Source organism: Vibrio sp. YT-15 (assembly GCF_033337445.1).
In the GTDB taxonomy this organism is placed as follows: domain Bacteria; phylum Pseudomonadota; class Gammaproteobacteria; order Enterobacterales; family Vibrionaceae; genus Vibrio; species Vibrio alginolyticus.
Window position 1 is genome coordinate 146,006 of the sequence record NZ_JAWOQR010000010.1, and the last position, 22,992, is coordinate 168,997.

26 protein-coding genes are annotated in these 22,992 nt (G+C 44.9%); 19 read left to right on the forward strand and 7 right to left on the reverse strand.

Features of this window, described 5'->3' with window-relative positions; all coding sequences use genetic code 11:
* Positions 1–473 precede the first annotated feature (473 nt).
* The 6 genes from R7D93_RS18110 to R7D93_RS18135 all read left to right on the forward strand — a co-directional run bounded on the left by R7D93_RS18110 (position 474) and on the right by R7D93_RS18135 (position 6,745).
* A complete protein-coding gene (locus R7D93_RS18110) occupies positions 474–1,499 on the forward strand; it encodes an ABC transporter permease subunit (RefSeq protein ID WP_005379368.1) in 1,026 nt (341 codons plus the stop codon).
* Between the two features lies 1 nt (position 1,500).
* Entirely contained in the window at positions 1,501–2,544 is a 1,044-nt protein-coding gene (locus R7D93_RS18115; protein ID WP_005379369.1) for an ABC transporter permease, read from the forward strand.
* Positions 2,545–2,582: 38 nt separating this feature from the next.
* Positions 2,583–4,409 carry an extracellular solute-binding protein gene (locus R7D93_RS18120; protein ID WP_047103768.1) on the forward strand — a complete coding sequence of 609 codons (1,827 nt, stop codon included), beginning with the start codon at positions 2,583–2,585 and terminating at the stop codon, positions 4,407–4,409.
* Between the two features lie 9 nt (positions 4,410–4,418).
* Positions 4,419–5,276, forward strand: a complete 858-nt coding sequence (locus tag R7D93_RS18125) for an ABC transporter ATP-binding protein (protein WP_080960121.1) — start codon at positions 4,419–4,421, stop codon at positions 5,274–5,276.
* Positions 5,277–5,311: 35 nt separating this feature from the next.
* The gene (locus tag R7D93_RS18130) at positions 5,312–6,151 is read left to right on the forward strand and encodes an ABC transporter ATP-binding protein (RefSeq protein ID WP_005379372.1); all 840 of its coding nucleotides are present in this window, start codon (positions 5,312–5,314) and stop codon (positions 6,149–6,151) included.
* A gap of 168 nt (positions 6,152–6,319) precedes the next feature.
* Positions 6,320–6,745, forward strand: coding sequence for a phosphate-starvation-inducible protein PsiE (locus R7D93_RS18135; protein WP_025768316.1), 426 nt, complete (start codon positions 6,320–6,322; stop codon positions 6,743–6,745).
* Between the two features lie 55 nt (positions 6,746–6,800).
* Here R7D93_RS18135 and R7D93_RS18140 read toward each other — a convergent pair whose 3' ends face one another.
* Positions 6,801–7,667 (reverse strand): YicC/YloC family endoribonuclease, encoded by an 867-nt coding sequence (locus R7D93_RS18140; protein ID WP_005384776.1) that lies wholly within the window; start codon positions 7,665–7,667, stop codon positions 6,801–6,803.
* 184 nt (positions 7,668–7,851) lie between these two features.
* Here R7D93_RS18140 and rph point away from each other — a divergent pair, with 184 nt between their 5' ends.
* Together rph and pyrE are read left to right on the forward strand one after the other, a co-directional pair.
* Complete coding sequence (gene rph, locus R7D93_RS18145) at positions 7,852–8,568, forward strand: ribonuclease PH (RefSeq protein ID WP_031780917.1); 717 nt, start codon at positions 7,852–7,854, stop codon at positions 8,566–8,568.
* Positions 8,569–8,672: 104 nt separating this feature from the next.
* The gene (gene pyrE / locus R7D93_RS18150) at positions 8,673–9,314 is read left to right on the forward strand and encodes an orotate phosphoribosyltransferase (protein WP_026000307.1); all 642 of its coding nucleotides are present in this window, start codon (positions 8,673–8,675) and stop codon (positions 9,312–9,314) included.
* 84 nt (positions 9,315–9,398) lie between these two features.
* Here the strand turns inward: pyrE and R7D93_RS18155 are convergent, their stop codons facing one another.
* The 3 genes from R7D93_RS18155 to coaBC all read right to left on the reverse strand — a co-directional run bounded on the left by R7D93_RS18155 (position 9,399) and on the right by coaBC (position 12,317).
* Positions 9,399–10,349, reverse strand: coding sequence for a Kdo(2)-lipid IV(A) acyltransferase (locus R7D93_RS18155; protein WP_213868859.1), 951 nt, complete (start codon positions 10,347–10,349; stop codon positions 9,399–9,401).
* 6 nt (positions 10,350–10,355) lie between these two features.
* Complete coding sequence (gene slmA, locus R7D93_RS18160; RefSeq protein WP_005379386.1) at positions 10,356–10,946, reverse strand: nucleoid occlusion factor SlmA; 591 nt, start codon at positions 10,944–10,946, stop codon at positions 10,356–10,358.
* 171 nt (positions 10,947–11,117) lie between these two features.
* The gene (gene coaBC, locus R7D93_RS18165) at positions 11,118–12,317 is read right to left on the reverse strand and encodes a bifunctional phosphopantothenoylcysteine decarboxylase/phosphopantothenate--cysteine ligase CoaBC (RefSeq protein ID WP_225496985.1); all 1,200 of its coding nucleotides are present in this window, start codon (positions 12,315–12,317) and stop codon (positions 11,118–11,120) included.
* Between the two features lie 193 nt (positions 12,318–12,510).
* Between coaBC and R7D93_RS18170 the strand changes: the two genes are divergently transcribed.
* The 8 genes from R7D93_RS18170 (at position 12,511) to R7D93_RS18205 (ending at position 18,851) form a co-directional block, all read left to right on the forward strand.
* A complete protein-coding gene (locus R7D93_RS18170) occupies positions 12,511–14,184 on the forward strand; it encodes a methyl-accepting chemotaxis protein (protein WP_213868857.1) in 1,674 nt (557 codons plus the stop codon).
* 114 nt (positions 14,185–14,298) lie between these two features.
* On the forward strand, positions 14,299–14,973 hold the full coding sequence (gene radC, locus R7D93_RS18175; protein ID WP_025768320.1) for a RadC family protein: 675 nt from the start codon (positions 14,299–14,301) through the stop codon (positions 14,971–14,973).
* A gap of 302 nt (positions 14,974–15,275) precedes the next feature.
* Positions 15,276–15,512: a 50S ribosomal protein L28 gene (gene rpmB, locus R7D93_RS18180; RefSeq protein WP_005384783.1), complete on the forward strand. Its 237-nt coding sequence runs from the start codon at positions 15,276–15,278 to the stop codon at positions 15,510–15,512.
* Between the two features lie 13 nt (positions 15,513–15,525).
* Positions 15,526–15,696 (forward strand): 50S ribosomal protein L33, encoded by a 171-nt coding sequence (gene rpmG / locus R7D93_RS18185; RefSeq protein WP_004410866.1) that lies wholly within the window; start codon positions 15,526–15,528, stop codon positions 15,694–15,696.
* Between the two features lie 275 nt (positions 15,697–15,971).
* The gene (locus R7D93_RS18190) at positions 15,972–16,448 is read left to right on the forward strand and encodes a hypothetical protein (protein WP_025998646.1); all 477 of its coding nucleotides are present in this window, start codon (positions 15,972–15,974) and stop codon (positions 16,446–16,448) included.
* A gap of 102 nt (positions 16,449–16,550) precedes the next feature.
* Positions 16,551–17,360, forward strand: coding sequence for a bifunctional DNA-formamidopyrimidine glycosylase/DNA-(apurinic or apyrimidinic site) lyase (gene mutM, locus R7D93_RS18195; RefSeq protein ID WP_182015995.1), 810 nt, complete (start codon positions 16,551–16,553; stop codon positions 17,358–17,360).
* Between the two features lie 86 nt (positions 17,361–17,446).
* Positions 17,447–17,929, forward strand: coding sequence for a pantetheine-phosphate adenylyltransferase (gene coaD / locus R7D93_RS18200; protein ID WP_005379411.1), 483 nt, complete (start codon positions 17,447–17,449; stop codon positions 17,927–17,929).
* Positions 17,916–18,851 carry a glycosyltransferase family 90 protein gene (locus R7D93_RS18205; protein WP_225496983.1) on the forward strand — a complete coding sequence of 312 codons (936 nt, stop codon included), beginning with the start codon at positions 17,916–17,918 and terminating at the stop codon, positions 18,849–18,851. Before coaD ends, R7D93_RS18205 begins: the two co-directional genes overlap by 14 nt.
* Positions 18,852–18,880: 29 nt before the next feature.
* On the opposite strand, the gene R7D93_RS18210 is transcribed toward R7D93_RS18205, so the two are convergent.
* From R7D93_RS18210 to R7D93_RS18220, 3 genes are read right to left on the reverse strand one after another with little or no spacing between them, the layout of a single operon-like run.
* Positions 18,881–19,669: a glycosyltransferase family 2 protein gene (locus R7D93_RS18210; protein ID WP_005379421.1), complete on the reverse strand. Its 789-nt coding sequence runs from the start codon at positions 19,667–19,669 to the stop codon at positions 18,881–18,883.
* On the reverse strand, positions 19,666–20,433 hold the full coding sequence (locus R7D93_RS18215) for a glycosyltransferase family 2 protein (RefSeq protein ID WP_005395793.1): 768 nt from the start codon (positions 20,431–20,433) through the stop codon (positions 19,666–19,668). Before R7D93_RS18215 ends, R7D93_RS18210 begins: the two co-directional genes overlap by 4 nt.
* Positions 20,434–20,468: 35 nt before the next feature.
* Positions 20,469–21,524 carry a glycosyltransferase family 9 protein gene (locus R7D93_RS18220; RefSeq protein WP_205461471.1) on the reverse strand — a complete coding sequence of 352 codons (1,056 nt, stop codon included), beginning with the start codon at positions 21,522–21,524 and terminating at the stop codon, positions 20,469–20,471.
* A 107-nt stretch (positions 21,525–21,631) separates the two neighbouring features.
* On the opposite strand from R7D93_RS18220, the gene R7D93_RS18225 reads away from it, so the two are divergent.
* The 3 genes from R7D93_RS18225 to R7D93_RS18235 form a co-directional block, all read left to right on the forward strand.
* On the forward strand, positions 21,632–22,039 hold the full coding sequence (locus R7D93_RS18225; protein WP_005379424.1) for a diacylglycerol kinase: 408 nt from the start codon (positions 21,632–21,634) through the stop codon (positions 22,037–22,039).
* 11 nt (positions 22,040–22,050) lie between these two features.
* On the forward strand, positions 22,051–22,761 hold the full coding sequence (locus R7D93_RS18230) for a 3-deoxy-D-manno-octulosonic acid kinase (RefSeq protein ID WP_064353533.1): 711 nt from the start codon (positions 22,051–22,053) through the stop codon (positions 22,759–22,761).
* Positions 22,762–22,906: 145 nt separating this feature from the next.
* Positions 22,907–22,992 (forward strand): NAD-dependent epimerase/dehydratase family protein (locus R7D93_RS18235; protein ID WP_225497008.1); only part of this gene is annotated, 86 nt, incomplete at its 3' end.

The following is a 22,992-nucleotide window of genomic DNA, read 5'->3' on the forward strand; positions in this document are numbered from 1 at the left end:
TTATATCGAATCCATACTTTGTTAGCTCGAACTTATTAGGTGGTATCAAAATATGATACCCATTGCGGTTAAAGGGCTCACTCGTATTTTTAGGTCAAATATAACCTTGGATTATGTGTCTATTTATGTGTGTAGGGTGCATTTTTATGTAGGGTTTTGGCTCTAAACAGCCTAGATTGATATTCTGTATGAATTATTTTTGTGGTTTTTTATAATTTTTTACAAAAACATTTCTGTTTTTCGACATCGAAGGAAGTTTGTCATGTTTTGGTTTCAAACACTTGAAGCTGATGTGGATTCAAGATAAATATGACGCTGAAATTATTGCAGTAGTAGAAAAGTCTAGCTCTTGAGGCGCAGGGAGTGTGCTTCAACAGTTTTAGTTACTACGAGATAAATATGCACCATTTTGGGCGGAAAATATCCTCTTTCACTCCGTTTGAACTGGACAGTAGACAAGGAGCAAGTTGTATATGCTGTCGTACTTTTTACGCCGTTTGGCGTTGGTTATCCCAACGTTTCTCGGGATAACTATTCTCATCTTTGCTATCACTCGTTTCGTGCCTGGCGGACCTGTTGAACGCATGTTGTCACAAATGCAGTCCCAGGGGGACGGCGCCGCATCAATGACGTCTGCGGGTGGTAACACGGCCCTTTCTGACGATCAAATCGCGGAGCTGAATGCGTTTTATGGCCTGGATAAACCTGTAACGGAAGCGTACGTCGAGTGGTTAAGTCGTTTGGTAATGCTAGATCTTGGCGAGTCGACGCGTTACTACGAGCCTGTCTCGGACATGATCGCAGAGCGTTTGCCAGTGTCGTTGTTTTATGGCGGCATGACCTTCTTTATTAGTTATTTTATCTCGATTCCTCTTGGTTACTATAAGGCGCTCAAGCACGGTTCTGTGTTTGATTCCGCTTCTTCAGTACTCATTTTCGTAGGCTACGCGCTACCAGGTTATGTGGTGGGTGTATTGCTGATCACGTTATTTAGTTATCACTTGGAATGGTTTCCGATGGGAGGCTTTGTCGGCGATGACTTCGACGATTACGAAACCTTCTTTGAACGCACTAAAGACATTATGTGGCATGCGGTGTTGCCTTTGATCTGTTACCTCATCGGTGATTTTGCCACGCTGACGATGACAATGAAAAATAACCTGATGGAAAACCTTTCCTCAGATTACATCCGCACCGCAATTGCGAAAGGATTACCTTTCAAAAAAGCAGTTCGTAAGCACGCGTTGCGTAACAGCTTAATTCCAATCGCAAGTCACTTTGGTAACTCTTTGTTGTTCTTCATGACCGGTGCCTTCCTGATTGAAGTTATCTTCAATATTGATGGCATTGGCTTATTGGGTTACGAATCAATCATGGAGCGTGATTACCCTGTTGTTATGGGTATTGTCGCCATTAATGCGCTGTTGCTGCTCATTGGTAACATTATTTCAGATATTTGTGTTGCTTTAGTCGACCCACGTGTGAAGTTTGGAGCGTAACATGATTAAAGTTAGTCCATTAACTCAAAAGAAAATTCGTCACTTTAAAGAGATCAAACGAGGCTATTGGTCGTTTGTTGCTCTTTCTATCATGTTGATCCTTTCTCTATTCGCCGAACTTTTGATTAACAGTAAAGCGCTAGTCGTCAAGTACGATGGTAGCTACTATTTTCCTGTTGTCAGTGACGTACGTTTAGGTAGCGAATTCGGCCAAGAGTCATCCAGCGAAGCGGATTATCGCGTACTGCAAAAAGCGTTTGAGGCCGAAGGGGGCGACAACTTTGTTATTTTGCCGCTTGTGCCATGGAACCCATATGAACAAGATTTTAGTGGTGATTTCCCGCCAACAGCACCTAGCGCCGAAAATAAGCATTATTTAGGTACAGATGTGATAGGTCGCGATATTTTGGCGCGACTTGTCTACGGATTCAGAACGGCGATGGGATTTGCGTTGCTTACGATGGCCATTTCCTACGCGATCGGTACTGCAGTCGGTTGTGCTATGGGTTTTTGGGGCGGTAAATTTGACTTGTTTGTACAGCGACTTATCGAAATCTGGTCAATGGTCCCGTTTTTGTACGTCATTATGATTCTTGTCTCAATCGTTCAACCGACGTTTGCTCTCTTTGTCGCTATTAACGTGCTTTTCACTTGGATGGGGATGACATGGTACATGCGGACCATGACCTATAAAGAAGCGGCACGAGAATACGTAATGGCGGCACGTGCTTTAGGGGCATCGACTGGACGTATCTTGTTTAATCACATCTTGCCAAATACGATGGTGATGATTGTAACCCTAGCACCTTTCACTATTGCAGCTAACATCACAGCATTGACTGCTCTCGATTACCTAGGCTTAGGCTTGATGCCACCAACACCAAGTTGGGGGGAATTACTGCAACAAGGTAAGTCAAACTTAGATTCGCCATGGATTGTTGCGTCAGTAGTGACTTCTATTGTTCTGGTTCTGGTAATGGTGACCTTTATTGGTGAAGCCATTCGAGCGGCTTTCGACCCGAAAAAATTCACACGCTATGTTTGAGCGAGCATTGTGAGCAAAACATAAAAAAGGGAAGTTTTATGAAGAAATTATTTTTAGCGTCCACGCTGAGCGCCCTGAGTTTTGGTGCAATGTCAGCAACGCTTCCGACTGACTTAAACTGGCAAACAAACTGGGATGAGCCTCAATATGGTTCGCCAGAAGCGAAACGTGGAGGGACTTATCGCACCTTTATGTCAAGTTTCCCGCAGACGTTACGTAGTGTTGGCCCAGATGCTAATGCAGGGCTACGTTCTTTTATCTTAGATGAAACACCAGGCTTGGTGGTCCGCCACCCAGATACTTTAGAGTTCATACCTGAGCTTGCTAACGAGTGGGCGTTAGCAGGTGACAACAAAACGGTCTATTTTAAACTCAACCCTGAAGCCAAATGGTCGGACGGCAAACCTGTGACTGCCGACGATTTCGTGTTCATGCTGAAGTTTTATCGTTCCAAGGACATCTTGGAACCTTGGTACAACGATTACTACAACAAAACGATTGCGGATGTTATCAAGTACGACACTCATACGTTTGCTGTTAAGGCGGCGAAAGAGTTCAATCCGGAAGAGTTGCTGTTACGAATGGGGGCTCTGCGCCCACGCCCCGCACATTTTTATGCTAACCCTTCAAAAGATGAAAATGGTGACGGTATACATGACAACTTTGTCCGCTACTACAATTTTAAAAGTGAACCAACGACCAGTGCATACTACCTAGATGACATTAAAAAAGGTAAAAGTGTTACCTTCAAACATGTTGGTGAAGACTGGTGGGGTTACAGCAATAAGTATTATCAACATCGTTATAATGTCGACAAAATCCGCATCACAGTGATTCGCGACAGTGATATCGCGATGAAGCACTTTGAGAAAGGGAAGCTGGACGCATTTGGTCTTGTTTTACCAAGCTTATGGCATGATAAATCGAATACGGAACCTTACCAAAAGGGATACATTCAAAAGTTCTGGGGTTACAACCAATTTCCAGTTGGGGCTGGTGGTGTATGGATGAACACCGCGATGCCTTTGCTGGATGATTTAAACATTCGCAAGGGCATTACTTACGCGATTGACTTTGATGGCATGATAGAGAATGTCATGCGTGGCGACTACTCCCGTAAACCGAACCCGACCGGTTATGGTCATGGTAAATACACCCTACCAGATGCTAAGGCACCGAAGTTTGATCCCGCAAAAGCGGCCGAGGCATTCGAAGCCGCAGGTTTTAACAAAATTGGTTCTGATGGTATTCGTGTTAATGATAAAGGTGAGCGCTTAAGCTTCGAGCTGACCTACGGAACACCTGTTCATACTCCTCGTATTGCATTTTTGCGTGAGCAAGCCAAGCTAGCAGGGCTGGATATTGAGCTCAAGTTAGTTGATGGCTCATCCATGTTCAAATACGTACGTGAGAAAAAGCACGATTTGGCTTTCTTAGATATGGGTACGTCTGAGATCCCAACGTATTGGGAGTACTTCCATTCTGTCAATGCGAACAAGCCGCAAACTAACTCTTTCACAAACTACAGCACGCCTGAACTGGATGAAAAGATCATCGAGTATCGTTTTGGCATGGATATGGATAAAAAGATCCAGCTAGGTCATGAGATTCAGCGTGACATCATTGATGCTCACGTTATCGTCCCAGGCTACATGGTTCCTTATGTCCGCTATGGTCACTGGCGCTGGTTAAAGTTTCCAGATAAGCCAATGAATCGCATGACAGAGGCGCTGTTCAGTGGTGCAATCATAGGCGATGGCACTTACTGGATTGATAGTGATATCAAAAAAGAAACGAAACAAGCGATGAAGTCAGACAAAGCTTTTGAACCTGTCGTTGTCGTAGATGACACTTATAAGCTGTAAGGATTGGTTATGGAAAACGATGTAATCCTAAGTGTTAAAGATCTCGAAGTTGAATTTACCACCGATGATGGTCCAGTGAAGGTTCTGCATGGTGTGAACTTTGATGTGCGAGCTGGACGTACACTCGGCCTGGTGGGAGAGTCAGGTAGTGGTAAGAGCGTAACCTCAATGTCGATCATGGGGCTATTACCTAAGCCATATGGAAACATCATTAAAGGTGAAGTGAATTATCGCGGCACCAACCTAGTTGATTTGCCTGCGGAAGAGATGTACGCCATGCGTGGCGATCGCATTTCGATCATCTTCCAAGACCCGATGACTGCGCTCAACCCAGTGCACACCATTGGTCGTCAAATATGTGAAGTGCTTGAGCTCCATCGACCTGAGCTCGACAAAAAGGAGCGGGAGGCGTACGCGATTGAGATGCTGGCAAAAGTAAAAATTCCAATGCCAGAGAAGCGATTGAATGAGTATCCCCATAACCTATCTGGTGGTATGCGCCAGCGTGTCATGATCGCGATGGCATTGGCCTGTAAGCCGGATATTCTGATTTGTGATGAACCGACTACAGCGTTGGATGTTACGGTTCAGGCGTCTATCCTTGAACTGATGAACGAGCTTCAGGAAGAAACGGGCATGGCGATGATCTTCATCACTCACGATCTCGGGGTTGTGGCAGAAGTGTGTGATGATGTTGCCGTGATGTATGGCGGACGTATTGTCGAAAAAGCAGAAATTTTTGAGTTGTTTGATAACCCGCAGCACCCATACACAGAGCGTTTGATGGGGTTGATGCCGAGCTTAGATAATGAGCCGAAGCAGATGATCGATATCAAGCCTATTGATGCCAGTATGTTTGCCAGTTAACTGGGCAAAGTGAACCAGTCATAAAAGAGGATGTTATGGCAAAAGAAGTATTAAGAATTGAAAATCTTAAGCAGCACTTTGTTTCTGGTAAAGGGCTGTTCAAGAAAGGCTACACCATCAAAGCGGTAGACGGGGTTTCACTGTCTGTTTCTGAAGGTGAAACACTGGGGCTAGTTGGTGAGTCAGGTTGTGGTAAAAGCACCCTTGGTCGCACGATCTTAAAGTTATACGAGCCAACAGAAGGTAAGATTTTCTTTGAAGGTAAAGACATCACTAAATTGTCTGTTAAAGAGATGCGCTCGCTGCGTAAAGACATGCAAATCGTCTTTCAAGACCCAATGGAGTCACTCAATCAGCGTCATACCATCGGTATGATTCTGGAAGAACCGTTTGTTATTCATAAAATTGGCACGCCAACAGAGCGTAAACAGTGGGTAAAAGAGCTTTTAATCAAAGTGGGATTACCAGAAACGGCAGTAAACCGTTATCCACATGAATTTTCAGGCGGACAACGGCAGCGTATCGGTATTGCTCGCGCGATTGCATTGAAGCCTAAATTACTGATTTGTGATGAATCGGTATCTGCGTTAGATGTGTCGGTACAGGCGCAAATCTTGAACCTATTGCTACAGCTGCAACAAGAAATGAACTTGGCGATCATATTTATCTCTCACGATCTCTCGGTGGTGAAACATGTTTCTGACAAAGTTGCCGTGATGTATTTTGGTAAAGTGGTAGAAGCAGGCAGTGCTAAAGAAATTTATGCAAACCCGCAAAACGAATACACCAAAAAACTCCTATCTGCGATTCCGATCACTCACCCTAAATATCGGAAGAAAAAGCGCGTAGCTGAAAAAAAGCAGCAAGTGGCGTAAGTGATGCCACAGGTCCTATAACACAAAAGCGCTCCGCCAAATAAGCGGAGCGTTTTTATAAGCAAATGCCAGGACTTGGAGTCGATTCGCACTGATGTTTATTCTGATTGATTGAAGATCGTTGCATGCTAAACTCAAGGCCTATTTTCTTTTTTTGGATAATGGACCATGCCGTCGAATTTACCGAAATCCTTTAGTCGACCTTTCCTGAAAATCTTCCATATTTTGGAGGCGGTGTTATTAGTCTCTATTACCTTGGCGACGTTGTACGCCATGATGCAAGAGTTTGTGCACGTATTTGTAGAGAAGCGTGTCTTACTCACAGATATTCTTTTGATGTTTATCTATCTGGAAGTGCTCGCCATGGTGCAGCAGTTCGTGATGAACGGTAAAATTCCGGTACGCTATCCTATCTACATCGCGATGATGGCGATCGCCCGCTATATCACTCTCGGAATGAAAGAGCTGGATGCAGTTTTGGTTGTGTGGTTATCTCTGGCTGCGTTTATTTTGGCTGCGGCTACTTTGCTGATCAGAATTGGACATCATTATTGGCCCTACGTTGATAACAGTACCTTGGAAAAAGACGAATAAAAGAAAGCCCCGTATTAGCGGGGCTTTTTTGTTTCAATACTCGATGACTTTTAGATCATTCAATGTTTTGGATCTGCTCACGCATCTGTTCAATTAGAACTTTCAGTTCAACGCCCGATGCGGTGATGTCGGTGCTGATGGATTTCGACGCTAGCGTGTTCGATTCACGGTTGAACTCTTGCATCATGAAGTCCAGACGACGACCGACTGCGCCACCTTTTTTCAGAATGTTTGTGGTTTCTTTTACGTGAGAATCAAGACGGTCTAGCTCTTCTGCTACGTCTGATTTCTGTGCCAGAAGGATAAGCTCTTGCTCAACGCGAGATGGGTCTAGCTCTACTTTCGCATCTTCAAATTTAGAGAACAGACGCTCACGTTGCCACTCTAGTATTTCTGGCATGCGTGCGCGCACTTTCACAACTTCTGATGTGATCGCTTCTAGGCGTTGCTCAATCAGCGCCTTCATGTTCTCGCCTTCACGAGCGCGCGCTTCAATAAATTCATCCATTGCGCCATCAAACGCTTCTAGTAGCACTTTATTTACCGCATCCATGTCTTGCTCTGGCGTTTCCATTACCCCCGGCCATTGCATGACTTGAAATGGATTGATTCGGCTCAGTTCACCAGTCATGTGCATGACTTGTTCAGCGGCTTTAATTACCTGGCTAGCAAGCGCTTCATTGATGCTAAGCTCACCTTTTGCGGCAGGGTTTGCTTCAAAACGTAGATTACATTCTACTTTTCCTCGCGCTAAGCGCTTACGAAAACGCTCGCGTAAAACGGGCTCTAATCCGCGAAATTGTTCTGGCATGCGGAAGTATGTTTCTAAATAACGCTGGTTCACGCTGCGGATTTCCCATACCGCAGAACCCCAATCGCCTTTTACTTCTTTGCGTGCATACGCTGTCATACTGTAAATCATCGAATTTTCCTGTCTTCATTTTTTGAAAATTACTTCAAGAGTGTATCACGCTGCGTCGATAGGTGCGCGGGATGTATGGATTGTTTATGTTGTGCCAGAGGCGTAACCTATGAATCCGGAATCGATTCCGTTATAATCTTCGCCCAACCAAATCGTCTTCTCCTCATATTTAAGGTAGATGCCCATGCGTCCAAACGATCGCAAGGCGGATCAAGTTCGCCCTATCAAAATTACTCGTAACTACACAGCTTACGCTGAAGGGTCAGTGCTAGTTGAGTTCGGTAACACCAAAGTGTTGTGTAATGCGACCGTCGAAGAATCTGTGCCACGTTGGCTAAAAGGTCAAGGTAAAGGCTGGGTTACAGCTGAATACGGCATGCTACCTCGAGCAACACATTCTCGTACTCGTCGTGAAGCGGCAAGTGGAAAGCAAGGCGGCCGTACGATGGAAATTCAGCGTCTTATCGCGCGAAGCCTACGTGCAGTTGTCGATCTAAAAGCCATGGGTGAGTTCATGATCACCGTTGACTGTGACGTTATCCAAGCTGACGGTGGTACGCGTACTGCATCCATCAGCGGCGCAAGTGTTGCAATGGCCGATGCATTCCAACACCTAGTAGATAGCGGCAAGCTAAAAGCGAATCCAATGAAAGGCCACGTAGCGGCAGTTTCTGTCGGCTTGCTAGGCGATGAAGTATTGTGTGATCTTGAATACGTTGAAGATTCAGCGGCAGACACAGACATGAACGTCGTAATGACCGAAGAAGGCAAGATGATTGAAATTCAGGGCACCGCAGAAGGTGAACCGTTCAGTCACGAACAGCTGATGGCATTGCTCGAGTCGGCGAAAGTCGGCATTACGGAAATTGTCGCAGCGCAGAAGGCGGCGTTAGCCAATTGATTTAGATAGCTCCCATTATGGGGGCTATTTTTTTATCTCGACAATAGAGAAATGAATGATTGTCGAGAAGAGACACAAGAAACCAAGGATATAGAGAGAAAATAATGAAAGCATACCAGCGTGAATTTATTGAGTTTGCACTTGAGAAAGAAGTTCTTAAGTTTGGTGAGTTTACTTTGAAATCTGGCCGTAAAAGCCCGTACTTCTTTAACGCTGGTCTTTTCAATACTGGTCGTGACCTAGCGCGTCTTGGTCGTTTTTACGCAGCCGCGCTCGCTGATTCAGGCATTGAGTTTGATGTGCTGTTTGGCCCTGCGTACAAAGGGATTCCAATCGCGACGACAACAGCAGTCGCGCTGGCGGATCATCATGACGTCGACACGCCTTACTGCTTCAACCGTAAAGAAGCGAAAGATCACGGCGAAGGCGGTAACCTTGTAGGCTCTGCGCTTGAAGGTCGTATCATGCTAGTAGATGACGTAATCACAGCAGGTACTGCGATTCGTGAATCGATGGAAATCATTCAAGCAAATGGCGCAGACCTTGCTGGTGTGTTGGTTGCGATTGACCGCCAAGAAAAAGGCAAAGGTGAGTTGTCTGCGATCCAAGAAGTGGAGCGTGATTTTGGTTGTGCAATCATCTCAATCGTTAGCCTGACTGACCTTGTGACTTTCCTTGAAGAGAAAGGCACAGACAAAGAGCATCTAGAAGCAGTCAAAGCGTACCGCGCAGAATACGGCATTTAATTGGTTACTTTTTCTGAAAAAGTAAAAAGGGCAGATGGATATTCATCTGCCCTTTTTTGTTTTTGGATTTATCGCCGTGACCACTTACTTATAGCGAATGCCTTTCTCGACATGCTCATCTTGCATCGTTTTATAGCGTTTATGGAGCCACATCCATTGCTCTGGGGCGCGTAGAATGACCTCTTCCACATACTTGTTCATATAAGCAGCAGCGGCGACTTCGTCTTTTTGTGGGTAGTCGGCTTCAATGCACTTATCGGCGATGATGTCGTATTTCCCTTCGTCATTGCGAAACCCTGAGCCTGGGATGATCGCACATTTTGAGGTATACGCCAGAATGCTCGTGCCTGTTGTTGTACACGCATCGTCTACGGCAAAGAAGGGCACAAATACTGATTTTTTGCGACCGTAATCGTGATCCGGTAAATAGAACAGACGCTCACCACTGCGTAATACACGAATCATCTTTTTCACATCTTTACGATCAATCAGTTTATTGCCGTTATGTGTCCGTCCCCAATACTGGATAAAGTTATAAGCAGGATTATTATGCGGACGAAACGCGCCGTACCCGGCCACGCCTAACACGGCGAAAGCACGCGCAGTGATCTCTAGATTAAGAGCATGGACACAACAAAGTAGGACGCCTTTACCTTCTTTGGCTTTTTCACGCAGTGCGCCGAGATCTTTCTCGACGATCAGGTTTTTAAAGCGCCAAGTCGGCCAGAACCAAGTGATTCCGGTTTCTATCAGTGCCATACCGGTATTTTTGAAGTTCTCTTCAACAATATGTTGAATCTCTTCAGTTGTTTTGTCTGGAAAGGCCAATTCTAAGTTACGCTGAGCAACGTGGACACGCTTTTTACCGTAGCGCATGCCAATTTTACCGAGTGAACGACCTAATGAAAGCAGCAGCCGATAAGGAAGAATATTGACGAGGATGGCCAACAGACCAAAACCAAGCCATACGCCCCAGTTACGAGGGTGAAGAAGTGAAAGAGAAAACTCGGGCTGCGTGTATTTGTCTTTACTCATAGTCTTTTACTTTATTTGTGCACTCAAAAGCGCCCAGTACTCGTCAAAGTTTGCAGTCGGCTGGTATTTAAAGTCGCTACGCACAAAGCGGTTTAGGCTCCCCTCAACTTGTCCCAGAATTTGCGCGGCTAGGATGCGCTCTTCGACAGGGAAAGACTTCCCTTCACGAATCTTACGTTCACGCAGGATTTGGCGCAATTGTGTTTCTATACGCTCAAAGAGTTGATTGATGCGTTCACGTAGACGTTCATTTTCAAACATTAGAGCATGACCCGACAAAATGCGTGTCAGACCTGGGTTACGTTCAGAGAACGCCAAAATAAGGTGCATCACCATACGAATACGCTCTAGTGTATCTTTTTCGTCGTCTAGAATACGGTTGATACGTGTCATCAAGGCTTCTTCAATGAACTCAATCAGCCCTTCGAACATGCGCGCTTTACTTGGGAAATGACGATACAGCGCGGCTTCTGAAACGCCGACTTGCTTGGCCAGTTTTGCCGTAGTAATGCGTGAAGCGCCATCTGTTGATTCAAGCATTTCTGCCAATGCTTGTAAGATCTCTTCACGACGGTTGGATTTTTTACTGCCGGCCATTAGTTACTTCCTTTCAAAATACAAAGTTGAGCGGAGGGGATTATAAGACGCTATTTCGCCTCAAACTAGACCACTAAGGGTGGAATGGGAGATTTAACACCCTTAGTTGTCATTTTTGTACCAAATTTATGCCAGCTTTTGTAAAAAATTGGCAGGGTTTTCAAACGTTAGTTACATCAATTGATGCATTTTTTCGAGAATTTTAAAGCTCAATGCTTCTTTTGATTCTAAAGCGAGCGCAAGTTCACCTTCAGGCCAGTAAAGGGTAATTGCGTTGTCGTTGCTGTTAAATCCTTGCCCTGCAACCGAAACGTCGTTTGCACAGATCATATCGAGGTTTTTCTTTGTTAACTTGCCTCGAGCGTAGGTCTCTACATCATTGGTTTCAGCCGCAAAACCGACGGTAAACGGACGCTTCTCCGTCATTGCTGCCACAGATGCAACAATATCAGGATTTTTAACCATATTAATGACCATTTCGTCGTTGTCTTCTGTCTTTTTCAACTTTTTAGACGCGATCGTTTGTGGGCGGTAGTCGGCAACGGCAGCGCAGCTAATAAAGGCATCATGCTGGTTTGCATGTGTCATAACGGCTTCGTGCATCTCTTGGGCACTGGAAACATTTATGCGCTCAACACCTACGGGCGTATTTAAACTGACAGGACCGCTCACGAGGGTGACTTTTGCTCCCATCTGCGCTGCGGCGCTCGCCAATGCATAGCCCATTTTCCCGGAGCTATGGTTAGTAATGTAACGCACTGGATCAATCGCTTCGCGAGTTGGTCCGGCGGTAATGAGTATCGACCTACCTTCTAGCAATTTTGGTTGAAAGAACTGTTCACATAGATGTACTAGCTGCATTGGTTCCAGCATTCGACCTGGTCCTACATCACCACAGGCTTGCTCTCCTGCCGCAGGGCCCCAGATGTGCATACCACGACGCGCTAACGTAGCGATGTTCTCTTGGGTTGCGATATTGCGATACATCTGTTGATTCATCGCAGGAGAAACAGCAACAGGGGAATCCGTCGCGAGCACGAGCGTGGTAAGTAAATCGTTCCCCATGCCTGCGGACATGCGCGCGATTAAGTCCGCGGTCGCGGGCGCTAATAGCACTAAATCTGCCCATTTGGCCAATTCAATATGGCCCATAGAGGCTTCCGCTGCTGGGTCTAGTAAACTGTCCGAGACAGGACGGCCCGAAACGGCTTGCATGGTTAAAGGGGTAATGAACTCTTTTGCGGCTTTCGTCATTACAACTTGAACTTGCGCTCCTCTCTCTATGAGGCGACGGGTTAGCTCCGCACATTTATACGCGGCAATACCGCCACTGATGCCGAGTAGAATTTTCTTTCCTGCTAGTGTTTGCATGTGAGATCTCCAATTTGATGACCGGATTTTAACACAATTCAAAGTCTGACCGCCCGAGCATATATAACGAGAAGATAATTCACATCAAACTCCAGAGTATTAATCTGACCGAGGAAGGGAAAATTCTCGCCTACCTCACAGACAAGTTGCGCGGAGTTTGCAAGTCTGAAAAGAAAAAGAGGTAGTGGAAACCATGGTGTTGAAAAGTCGAAACAAATTGCTGCTGATAACCCTAATTCCGCTGTTGTTGATCACTACGTTGATCTCAGTGGTGTATTACATCAACAGCAGTAAAAGTTTGGAAGCGGAGCTGGCAAGAGACAGGCAAGAGCTCATCGAAACGAAAAAGAAAGAGTTACAAGCCTACATGATGATGGGCGTGACGGCGATAAAACCGTTATACGACGAGGATGTAAATGGAAGTAATAAAGAGGCAGCAAAAGAAATTCTGAAAGCCATGCGCTTTGAAAGCGATGGCTACTTTTTTGCCTACGACTCTCAAGGTGTGAATACGTTGCACGCCATCAAACCTGCATTAGAGGGTAAAAACCTTTACGACTTAAAAGATGAAAATGGGGTCGCAGTTATTGCGGGCTTGATTGACGCTTCTCAAAAAGGGGATGGGTTCCTCTATTTCTCGTGGCACAAACCGACCATTGACGCACAAGCGCCTAAGTTGGGCTATGCAGAATATCTATCGAAATGGGACTGGGTTTTAGGTACTGGCGTTTATATTGATGACATCGACCAGCAAGTTGCGATGCACAGAGAGTTAAAGACTCAAGAGCTAAAAGAGCATACGTTATCTGCCGTGTTGATTTCCGTTATTGGATTGATCATTACCAGTGTTCTCACCAGTATCGTGGTGTCTAAAGGCATTCAGCCATTACAACATGTCGCGGCTTCATTAAAAGATGTTGCCGCAGGCGGCGGTGACTTAACGGCTCGTTTAAAAGTCGAAAGTCAGGATGAAGTCGGTGAAGTGGCGGCGGCGTTTAATGAGTTTATGGATAAGCTGCATCCACTGATGCAGGACATTCATCGCTCTGCGACGACAGTACAGACCGTTTCCCAAAGCCTGAACATTCAGACCAGCCAAGCGAGTGGTCAAATGCAGGATCACTGTTTAGAGACGGACAAAGTCGTGACGGCAGTGACGCAAATGAGCATGACTGCCAAAGAAGTAGCCAGCAATACCAATGCGACCGCGCAGGCAATTGACGATGCCAACAGTCAAGTCACCGCCGCTCAGCATGAGGTCGAGCAAGCAATAGAAGGCATTACCGAACTCGTGACGGAGATAGACAGCACGTCAGATGCAATTTCTGAGTTGAGTTTACAGACCGAAAAAATAACCAAAGTGCTGGATGTGATTGGCGAGATAGCCGAGCAAACGAATTTGTTGGCTCTAAATGCGGCGATTGAAGCGGCTAGAGCCGGTGAGCAAGGTCGAGGGTTTGCCGTCGTTGCGGATGAAGTGCGCTCGTTAGCCAGTCGTACGCAAAATAGTACTCATGAAATTGGCGACATGCTCAAGCAGTTACAAAATGGTGTATCAAGAGCGGTCAGTACGATGTCGGTAAGCCAAAAACGAGGTGTCAAAACGGCGGAAGAATCTGCGCTCATTCAGCAATCTCTTTCTGGTGTTCATCATTCTATCGGAACAATTCGAGATATGGGTATTCAAACCGCGTCTGCCGCAGAAGAACAAAGCGCGGTTGCAGAAGACATCAACCAAAACTTAGTGGCTATTCAACAGATCGTGAACAACATTAATGAGACGTTGCAGCATGCCGAGTCAATCAGCACGCAGCTATCACAGTCTGGAACGGAAATTCACGGCTTGGTTGGCAACTTTAAACTCTGATGAACTGTTAAGTTGCATGGAAAGCACTGATGGTACGAAGAAAGCGAAAGTCATACTCGACTTTCGCTTTTTGTTTTGTGGAATAGGGACACTTTCCATATAAAGAGACATCAGATGATATTGAAAGCTTTGCCAAATGAGTCCATGCCCAGAGAGAAGCTACTGCAACGAGGGCCGCAAGCTTTGACCGATGCTGAGCTACTGGCCATCTTCTTGCGCACAGGCACCCGCGGAATGAACGTGATTGAGCTCGCAGACTTCCTTATTCAAGACTTTGGTTCGCTCAGACAACTATTTTCAGCATCAGAAGAAGAGTTTTGTCGTCACAAAGGATTGGGGCAAGCCAAGTATGTTCAATTGCAAGCTGTACTAGAAATGACACAACGTTACTTGGCGGAGACGCTAAAGCGTGGTGATGCCTTAACCAGCCCCGACCAAACTAAGTTATATCTGTCTTCTATTTTAAGGGATCGGCAAAGAGAGGCTTTTTATATTCTTTTTCTCGATAACCAGCACCGAGTGATAAAAGATGAAATTTTATTTGAAGGAACGTTGGATGCAGCGTCGGTGTATCCGAGAGAAGTTGTTAAGCGTGCTCTGCATCATAACGCGGCGGCTTTGATTTTGGCGCACAATCATCCTTCAGGGGTTGCTGAGCCGAGCCAAGCTGACAGAAGGATTACAAGGCGTCTCACCGACGCATTAGCATTGGTGGATATTCGCATTTTGGACCATTTCGTCATCGGAGATGGGGAAAGTGTCTCTTTTGCTGAAAGAGGCTGGATATAACTGTGCGTTTTTTAGGTTGTTAGTTGCTAAAAATCTGCTATCATCCACGCCACTAAATTTTTAACTGAATTCAGCTTGGACTGCTAAAAAAATCTGCTGTCTAAAAAAAGATCACGAAAACCTGTAAAAAGGATCTGTTCGGGTCTTGAGCAATGCATATCAAGTTAGTATAATGCGCGACCTTTGATAGCCTTGTATGGATTTTCCATAGCGGTTCTTAACCTCTAACTTCTTTTCGAGAGATAGAGAGGTTCGGCCACCAAGGTTGATATCGAGCTGAAACGATTTTGGAGAAGACATTCATGTCACGAGTATGCCAAGTAACTGGTAAGCGTCCAGTAACGGGTAACAACCGTTCACACGCACGAAATGCTACTAAGCGTCGTTTTCTGCCGAACCTACAAACTCATCGTTTCTGGGTAGAGAGCGAAAAACGTTTTGTTAAACTACGTCTATCTGCTAAAGGTATGCGCATCATCGACAAGAAAGGTATTGATACTGTTCTTGCAGACATGCGTGCACGTGGCGAAAACGTTTAAGAGGAAATAAGCAATGGCAAAGAAAGGCGTTCGTGAGAAAATCCGTCTAGTATCTTCTGCAGGTACAGGCCACTTCTACACAACTGATAAGAACAAGCGTAACATGCCAGGCAAATTTGAGATCAAAAAGTTTGATCCAGTAGTTCGCCAGCACGTTATGTACAAAGAAGCAAAAATCAAATAATTGGTTTCAGTCTCTTTGATGAATTGAAAAACCCAACTTTCGAGTTGGGTTTTTTATTACCTGAATAAAAGTGCTGAAGATAAAGTGTTCAGTACGTCATCGGATTATAAAGTACTGCTGAAGTTACTTTACTGGTCCGACTCTATACTCGAATTTTTGATTGATCGCTCTCTGCCGCTTAGTCACCACTCCCTACTCCCTTGCACACCGTTGTTCTAGTCAAGCTCAATACTCTTTGGTAATTTACTCATAACGATAAGAGAGTAGAGATGGTTATGCGTGTGAGTCCGGCTCGTCGCCGCCGATGGAACAATATTCTTATTCTGGGCATTATCGCGTTTATAGTGATCTTAAATGCGCCGATGTGGATCAAAACTTACCTATTAACAGACCAAGCAGACCCTTACCCAAATGTACTTCGCTCCGACTATACGGTGGAGTCTTTGTACTATAGTGGCTGGGAGTTCGAGCTGCATGATGGACGGTGGCAATCCAACATCAAAGTTGATGCACCGATCAGTGAGCTTGTATCACGCTGGCAATCATTAGAAGGGACGGAGCTTACCTCAGAACAGTACGACCATTTAAAACCTAACCTAGCGGTACCTGAAACGGTAGAAGTCTGGTATCAGGATCTCGAAGAGCCGCAGCGGGTGACTTTCTTTCGTTTACCTGATTTTTGGCTATTTAAAACCTGGCAAGACAAATGGGTCGCTATCTCCGTTGATGAAAACTACCTTATGCCAGAGTAAAGCCTTTTTGCGTCTATACCCCTAATAAGCTTCCCTATTTATCGTTTTTCTTTTCGATTATGCTAGCAGCGAGAACTATTAGCCGGTGAATTGGAGAATCTAATGCCTGAGTTGCCAGAAGTTGAAGTCAGTCGTATGGGGATTAGCCCCCACATGGTTGGACAAACGATCCAGTCGTTTACTTTTCGAACGCCTAAATTGCGCTGGGATATTCCTACAGAGCTTAAAAAATTGGAAGGGCAGGTGATCCGTGCGATTAGCCGTCGTGCGAAATACTTACTGATCGAGACAAACACAGGTACAGCCATTGTTCACTTGGGCATGTCTGGGTCTTTACGTGTCCTAGATGCTGACTTTCCGCCAGCAAAGCACGATCATGTGGATCTCAAACTAAGCAGTGGAAAAATACTGCGTTATAACGATCCGCGTCGTTTTGGGGCATGGCTGTGGTGTGCTCCTGGCGAGTCACATGCTGTGCTAGCAAACATGGGGCCTGAGCCTCTAACTGAAGAGTTCAATGCGGAATATGTAGCGGAGAAAGCTAAAAATAAGCGTGTTGCCGTCAAGCAGTTCATCATGGACAACAAAGTCGTGGTTGGTGTCGGAAATATCTACGCGAATGAGTCGTTGTTTAAATCTCGAATTCACCCTTCAAGGCCTGCAGGTAAGCTAACTTCTCAAGAGTGGAGGTTACTTGTTGAAAATATCAAAATGACACTTGAGATTGCCATTACGCAAGGTGGGACTACTCTGAAAGATTTTGCGCAAGCCGATGGAAAACCGGGTTACTTTGCACAAGAGTTATTGGTTTACGGAAAAGCCGGAGAGCCATGCCCAGAGTGCGGCGAACGACTTCAAGAGCTAAAGATTGGCCAACGTAATACCTTCTTTTGTAGTGAGTGTCAGAAGTAAGTCGAGCTATTATCGAGCTTAAGTTGTTGTAATCTTGCGTTCGAGCCTCAATAATTCAATCAGTTTCGAATAACTTAGTAAATTATATGAAAGTCATTTATCCGGGCACTTTTGATCCAGTGACTAATGGTCACCTCAATCTAATAGAACGTACTCACGAAATGTTTGATGAGGTTGTGATTGGCGTAGCCGCAAGCCCATCGAAGAACACTATGTTTTCATTGGAAGAGCGCGTTGCACTGATGCAGGACGTTGTAGCGCATTTACCTGGTGTGACGGTAAAGGGATTCTCCGGGTTATTAGTGGATTTCGCGAGAGATGAGAAAGCTAAGGTTCTTATTCGTGGTTTACGAACAACGGTAGACTTTGAATACGAGTTTGGACTGACCAACATGTACCGAAAGCTATTACCAGGAATCGAGAGCGTATTTTTAACTCCTGAAGAAGAGTTTGCGTTTTTATCGTCGACTATCGTGAGAGAAGTAGCGATTCATGGCGGAAGTATCGAACAATTCGTTCCCAAGCCAGTAGCCATCGCGATTGGGGAAAAATTGAATGAAAGACAGTAAGTTCCCTTATTATTTCTCAAACGCTCTCTCGATACTTATCCCTCGCTTTGTATATCGAGCACAAGCCAAGCGTTTACTTTCGAATCTGACCGAAGCAGAGCAGCAAGGCTGTATTGAGCGGGTGAACTATTACAATAAGTGTGAAACGCCGTTTTCAGTTGATAGTCGAGAACAAAGTTACTCGACCATCGATACATTCAAAAAAACGAAAGGTTGGACGTATTTTTTCGATCTTCGCCAAGCTGTACGCTATTTCCCTTCCAGTTTTGCGTTTAACTACATCAACGGCGATGTTACACACATCCCCAATGTACCGAGCTTTATAAAAAGCCGCCCTATTTTGGGTAACAACCAAAATTCAGTGGTGTTGAAACTTAATCAAGTTCGTCATTTTAAATTTATTGATGATCCTGTTCGCTATCAAGATAAAAAGGACATGGTAGCGTGGCGCGGCGTGGGTTTTCAGCCGCATCGTAAAAAGGTGATTCATGCGTTTTACAACCATCCGCAATGCAATATTGGCCAGACCCGCCCGGTAGAAGGGAAACCATGGGAAAAGGGCTTTATGAGTATTGAAGAGCAACTGCAGTATAAGTTTTTGCTCTGTATAGAAGGCAATGATGTGGCCACCAACCTTAAGTGGGCTATGTCGTCTAACTCCTTGGTTATTATGTCAAAGCCAAAATATGAGACTTGGTTTATGGAAGGTAAGTTAGAGGCAGGCGTCCACTATGTTGAAGTGAAGGATGACTATTCGGATTTGCCCGAAAGGATGGATTATTACCTAGCGAATGAGCAAGAAGCATTAGCGATCATTGAAAATGCGCACCAGTGGGTTGAGCAGTTCAAAGATAAACGTAAAGAGCGTTTGATCTCATTGATGGTTGCCGATAAGTACTTCGCTTTATCTCAACAACAATAAAAAGGGGCGAAACGCCCCTTTTTATAATCTTAAGCTTCTAGAAATTGATCAACACCATTCTCACAGCGTTTAAGCTTGTTTTTAATGGTGTTTTCTAAAATCTCGTCATTTTGTCCGAGTGACGCACGAGAGTTTTCTACGTGGTACAAGTGGTAGCCTACACCTGCGAATTTTAGGTAAAGACGTGACTTACCCGCATTCAACATGCGATGAACAAACTCGCTGTCTTCGCGTCCCCATCCAACAAAATCTTGGTTGAAGCCATTCACCTCGATGACATCTTGTCGCCAAAACGCCATGTTGCAGCCGCGAGTGGCTTTATCGTTATTACGCTCGTAAGAGAACCATTTCGATAGCAAGGCGTTGGTGATGCAGTTTTTACGATTGCGAATGCCTTTGCTGAAAATGGAAGGCACTAAGCCGTTTTCCATGATGGCCTTGCTGCAGCTTTCATCCGTTAACACACGTCCACCCTGCACAAACCAATTTGGTTTTGCGACTTGCTTATGTGATTCAATAAACGTTTGGGACAGCACCATGTCGCCATCAATCATGATGAGGTAGTCACCTGATGCTTTGGCGATCGCACGGTTGCGGCTCATTGAAAGCTGAAAGCCATTATCCTCGTGCCAACTATGAATCAGTGGAACCGGAAAACCTTCACGCATTTGGTCAACCATTGCTTTGGTGTCTTCTCGAGAGCCATCATCTGCAACAATTACTTCGTCAGGCAAAACGGTTTGACGTTTCACGCTTTCTAACACCGCTTTTAATGCTTCTTTCCAGTTGTAAGTGGTGATAATTAAAGTCGTTTTCATGATTTTTTTGCCTGTTCACGTAAGTAGAGATCGATATATTTTACAAAAGTAGAGTGCATGCTTAGCCAAGCTAGAATGAAGCCATGTTTGCCATCAAGGAAACCTCGTTTGAGAACATACATCTTCAAAAAGCTCGCAAGAGCGTGAACGATAGCGGTCGTTAACCCCGCTTTCTTTTTTCCTTCCCGTTCATCTGTCCAGGCCTTGAGGTATCCAGTGGTTTTATTGATGTAATGATGAAGGTGCTCGTAAGTGTAGTGATGCAGTCGACCATCCAGTTTTTCAGTTTGATAGTTTTTCTCATCAACTTTTTCATGAACGAGCGAATCATTATATTGTGTATATTCGGTGCGATATAAGCGCACAATCCAGTCTGGAGACCAACCAGAATGGTAGATGAACTTACCAAACGCTGAGCTTAGTCGATTAAGTTTGTATAAAACGTTCGGCTTATTGGCTGATACCGCGTGTAAGATACTTTCTTTTAGCTCTGGAGTGACTTGTTCGTCCGCATCAAGCCACAAAACGTAGTCTGCTGTAACGTATTGCTGCGCCAGTTGGCGCTGTTTACCGAATCCTGGCCAATCTAGGTTGGTGTAAAACTTATCTGTGTATTGTCGGGCGATTTCTTCAGTGCGATCAGTGCTGCCCGAGTCTAGAAGGACAATCTCATCGACCCAATCTTTTACTGTGTCTAGACAAGCTTGTAAGTGCTTCTCTTCATTTTTTACAATTAAGGCAACGGCTAAGGTTGGTTTGGACAAGGTCATTTCCTTCTTAACAAATCAAGACAGTAAGTTTACTGGTATTGAGGATACAAATCTTCTAAGACTTGATCGAACATGCTCATTACTTGAGTGTTGGTAATGCGGTTCATTGCCGTTTCATCTTTAGCGCGAGTTCGCCAGCTTAACTCGTGACTGTTTTTGCCTGTTTCCGCAAAGATTGTTTCTTCATACACTGAGACAACGTATTTTAGATAACGGTAAGGTCCCACTCGCAGCGGATTATGGTGTGCATAGAGCCCGATGATTGGCGTTTTCATGGCATTCGCCATGTGTGCTGGTCCGGTATCGGGGGCGATGACCATTTCAACCTTATCTATTAACGCAAGCATTTGCAGAATTGAACTTTGTCCAACTAAATTTAGACACGGTTCTTCCAAGCGAGATTGAATGGCTTCTGCCAGATCCAATTCTACCTGAGCAGGGCTACCTGCCAGAATCACGTTCCAGCCTTTTGTTCTGGCGTGATGAATCACATCCACATAACCTTCCGCGTTCCAGTTTTTATAAGCTTTGCTCGCACCAGGCACAATCAGCAGGTTAGGTTTACTACGAGAAATATGAGACTCTGCCCAAGCTTGGTCGTGGTCTGAATAAGAAAGTACCCAGTCTAGTCCTGCCTTTGGTACCCCAATTTGATGGGCAAAGGCCATTAAGCCATCTGCGACATGCAGAGATTGCGGGGAAGGCACTTTGACATTGGTAAATAGTGTTTGAAAGTCCTGGCTTCTATCAAAAGAGAAACCAAGTTTGTATTTTGCTTTAATGCCCAACGTTGCGACACTCGCTCGAATCGCGTACTGCATATGCAATAGCGCATCAAACTCTCTGCCTTTCAGCTGTCGCCAAAGTGATTTGTAGCCATCAAGTCCCGCTTTTTTATCAAAAACAATCACTTCTACACCATCGATGGCGGCTAATAACTGGGCTTCAAGTTTACCCGTTATCCAAGTAATCTGGGTCGAAGGCCAGTGTTTCTGAATAGCTTGAATGGTGGCGATAGTATTGCAAACGTCTCCGATAGCGGACAAACGCAAGACGCATAGTGACGATGGGGCAGAAGTGAACATAATTATTGTCTGATTCGATGAATAGAGGCAGGTAAATTATGCAGACATCCCCAATAAATGTAAAATACACGGCTCGAATATAGCTAAGTACCGATAAGTGTTCTGCAATGTCAAAGACAACACCACATCAATCGCAAGAATCTGGCAAGCCGGGTAACACCGGGCTAAAGCGCATCGTTAAAGCGACGGGTTATTCGATCCAAGGATTAAAAGCGGCTTTTAAGTATGAAGCTGCCATTCGACAAGAGTTGGCTCTGTTGAGTATCGCCGTGATTTTGGCTTGGCTCGTGGATGTCGGCATGGTTGAGCGTATCTTAATGATCGGGGTCGTGGTGTTAGTCTTGATTGTAGAGCTTGTAAACTCAGCGATTGAGGCGGTAGTGGATCGTATCGGTATTGAACGGCATGAACTCAGTGGCCGAGCTAAAGATATAGGCTCTGCTGCCGTTATGGTTGCTTTGGCGTTTGCTGCATTTACTTGGTTGTATATATTAGCCAGCCGGTATTTAGGCTAGAGGGTGAGCGTATGATTCAACAGTATAAAAACAACAACCAAGTGATCTGGTTTGATGACGAGATCATTACAGACCCTAGCCAACCGATATTTGATGCGGAATACTGGCAGTCCTCCGACAAGGTGGTTGGCAGTGCGACGGGGCGAGGCACGACATGGTTTATCCAACTAGAGAACATGCAAGCGGCACTACGTCATTACCGTCGTGGCGGTTTGTTTGGGAAGTTAGTTAAGGATCATTATTGGTTCTCTGGCTGGGATAACACCCGTTGTGCGCAAGAGTTTCAGCTTTTGTTGGCGCTAATTGAGGCTGGGGTGCACGTTCCTCGTCCTATTGCAGCAAGAGCCGTAAAGTCAGGACTCTTCTATCAAGCTGATTTATTAAGTGAGCGAATCCCAAACGCCAGAGATCTGGTTAGTATCTTGCAAGAACAGTCTTTATCGGTAGAAATGTATCAGAAAATAGGGCAAGAAATTGCCAAGATGCATCAGGTTGGCGTTAACCATACCGATTTGAATATCCACAATATCTTGATCGACCACAAAGATAAGGTATGGATTATCGATTTTGATAAGTGTCGTTTTGAAACTTCTGGTGACTGGAAGCATCAAAATCTAAATAGACTTCTGCGTTCATTTAATAAAGAGCGTTTAAAGCGACAGATTATTTGGCAAGAATCCGATTTTGAACATTTTCAGGACGGTTATGCTTCTCAATCTTAATTGAGTTTTTTATCATTTTATATTGATTGCTCTAAGTAAGCCTTCTTGAGTCTAACGATGCTCGAGTGAGTCTATAAACTACAATAATCATAAAGTATTCATGTGTATCTGATGGCACAAAAAATTAACGTAGGTAACATTTGTAATGAAAATATTAGTAACCGGTGGAGCAGGCTTCATTGGGTCAGCTGTTGTCCGACATATCATTCGTGACACCCAAGATACCGTTAT

Coding starts and splice junctions, on each gene's coding strand:
- R7D93_RS18110 (WP_005379368.1), top strand. CDS start 474: ATGCTGTCGTACTTTTTACGCCGTTTGGCGTTGGTTATCCCAACGTTT.
- R7D93_RS18115 (WP_005379369.1), top strand. CDS start 1,501: ATGATTAAAGTTAGTCCATTAACTCAAAAGAAAATTCGTCACTTTAAA.
- R7D93_RS18120 (WP_047103768.1), top strand. CDS start 2,583: ATGAAGAAATTATTTTTAGCGTCCACGCTGAGCGCCCTGAGTTTTGGT.
- R7D93_RS18125 (WP_080960121.1), top strand. CDS start 4,419: ATGGAAAACGATGTAATCCTAAGTGTTAAAGATCTCGAAGTTGAATTT.
- R7D93_RS18130 (WP_005379372.1), top strand. CDS start 5,312: ATGGCAAAAGAAGTATTAAGAATTGAAAATCTTAAGCAGCACTTTGTT.
- R7D93_RS18135 (WP_025768316.1), top strand. CDS start 6,320: ATGCCGTCGAATTTACCGAAATCCTTTAGTCGACCTTTCCTGAAAATC.
- R7D93_RS18140 (WP_005384776.1), bottom strand. CDS start 7,667: ATGATTTACAGTATGACAGCGTATGCACGCAAAGAAGTAAAAGGCGAT.
- rph (WP_031780917.1), top strand. CDS start 7,852: ATGCGTCCAAACGATCGCAAGGCGGATCAAGTTCGCCCTATCAAAATT.
- pyrE (WP_026000307.1), top strand. CDS start 8,673: ATGAAAGCATACCAGCGTGAATTTATTGAGTTTGCACTTGAGAAAGAA.
- R7D93_RS18155 (WP_213868859.1), bottom strand. CDS start 10,349: ATGAGTAAAGACAAATACACGCAGCCCGAGTTTTCTCTTTCACTTCTT.
- slmA (WP_005379386.1), bottom strand. CDS start 10,946: ATGGCCGGCAGTAAAAAATCCAACCGTCGTGAAGAGATCTTACAAGCA.
- coaBC (WP_225496985.1), bottom strand. CDS start 12,317: ATGCAAACACTAGCAGGAAAGAAAATTCTACTCGGCATCAGTGGCGGT.
- R7D93_RS18170 (WP_213868857.1), top strand. CDS start 12,511: ATGGTGTTGAAAAGTCGAAACAAATTGCTGCTGATAACCCTAATTCCG.
- radC (WP_025768320.1), top strand. CDS start 14,299: ATGATATTGAAAGCTTTGCCAAATGAGTCCATGCCCAGAGAGAAGCTA.
- rpmB (WP_005384783.1), top strand. CDS start 15,276: ATGTCACGAGTATGCCAAGTAACTGGTAAGCGTCCAGTAACGGGTAAC.
- rpmG (WP_004410866.1), top strand. CDS start 15,526: ATGGCAAAGAAAGGCGTTCGTGAGAAAATCCGTCTAGTATCTTCTGCA.
- R7D93_RS18190 (WP_025998646.1), top strand. CDS start 15,972: ATGCGTGTGAGTCCGGCTCGTCGCCGCCGATGGAACAATATTCTTATT.
- mutM (WP_182015995.1), top strand. CDS start 16,551: ATGCCTGAGTTGCCAGAAGTTGAAGTCAGTCGTATGGGGATTAGCCCC.
- coaD (WP_005379411.1), top strand. CDS start 17,447: ATGAAAGTCATTTATCCGGGCACTTTTGATCCAGTGACTAATGGTCAC.
- R7D93_RS18205 (WP_225496983.1), top strand. CDS start 17,916: ATGAAAGACAGTAAGTTCCCTTATTATTTCTCAAACGCTCTCTCGATA.
- R7D93_RS18210 (WP_005379421.1), bottom strand. CDS start 19,669: ATGAAAACGACTTTAATTATCACCACTTACAACTGGAAAGAAGCATTA.
- R7D93_RS18220 (WP_205461471.1), bottom strand. CDS start 21,524: ATGTTCACTTCTGCCCCATCGTCACTATGCGTCTTGCGTTTGTCCGCT.
- R7D93_RS18225 (WP_005379424.1), top strand. CDS start 21,632: ATGTCAAAGACAACACCACATCAATCGCAAGAATCTGGCAAGCCGGGT.
- R7D93_RS18230 (WP_064353533.1), top strand. CDS start 22,051: ATGATTCAACAGTATAAAAACAACAACCAAGTGATCTGGTTTGATGAC.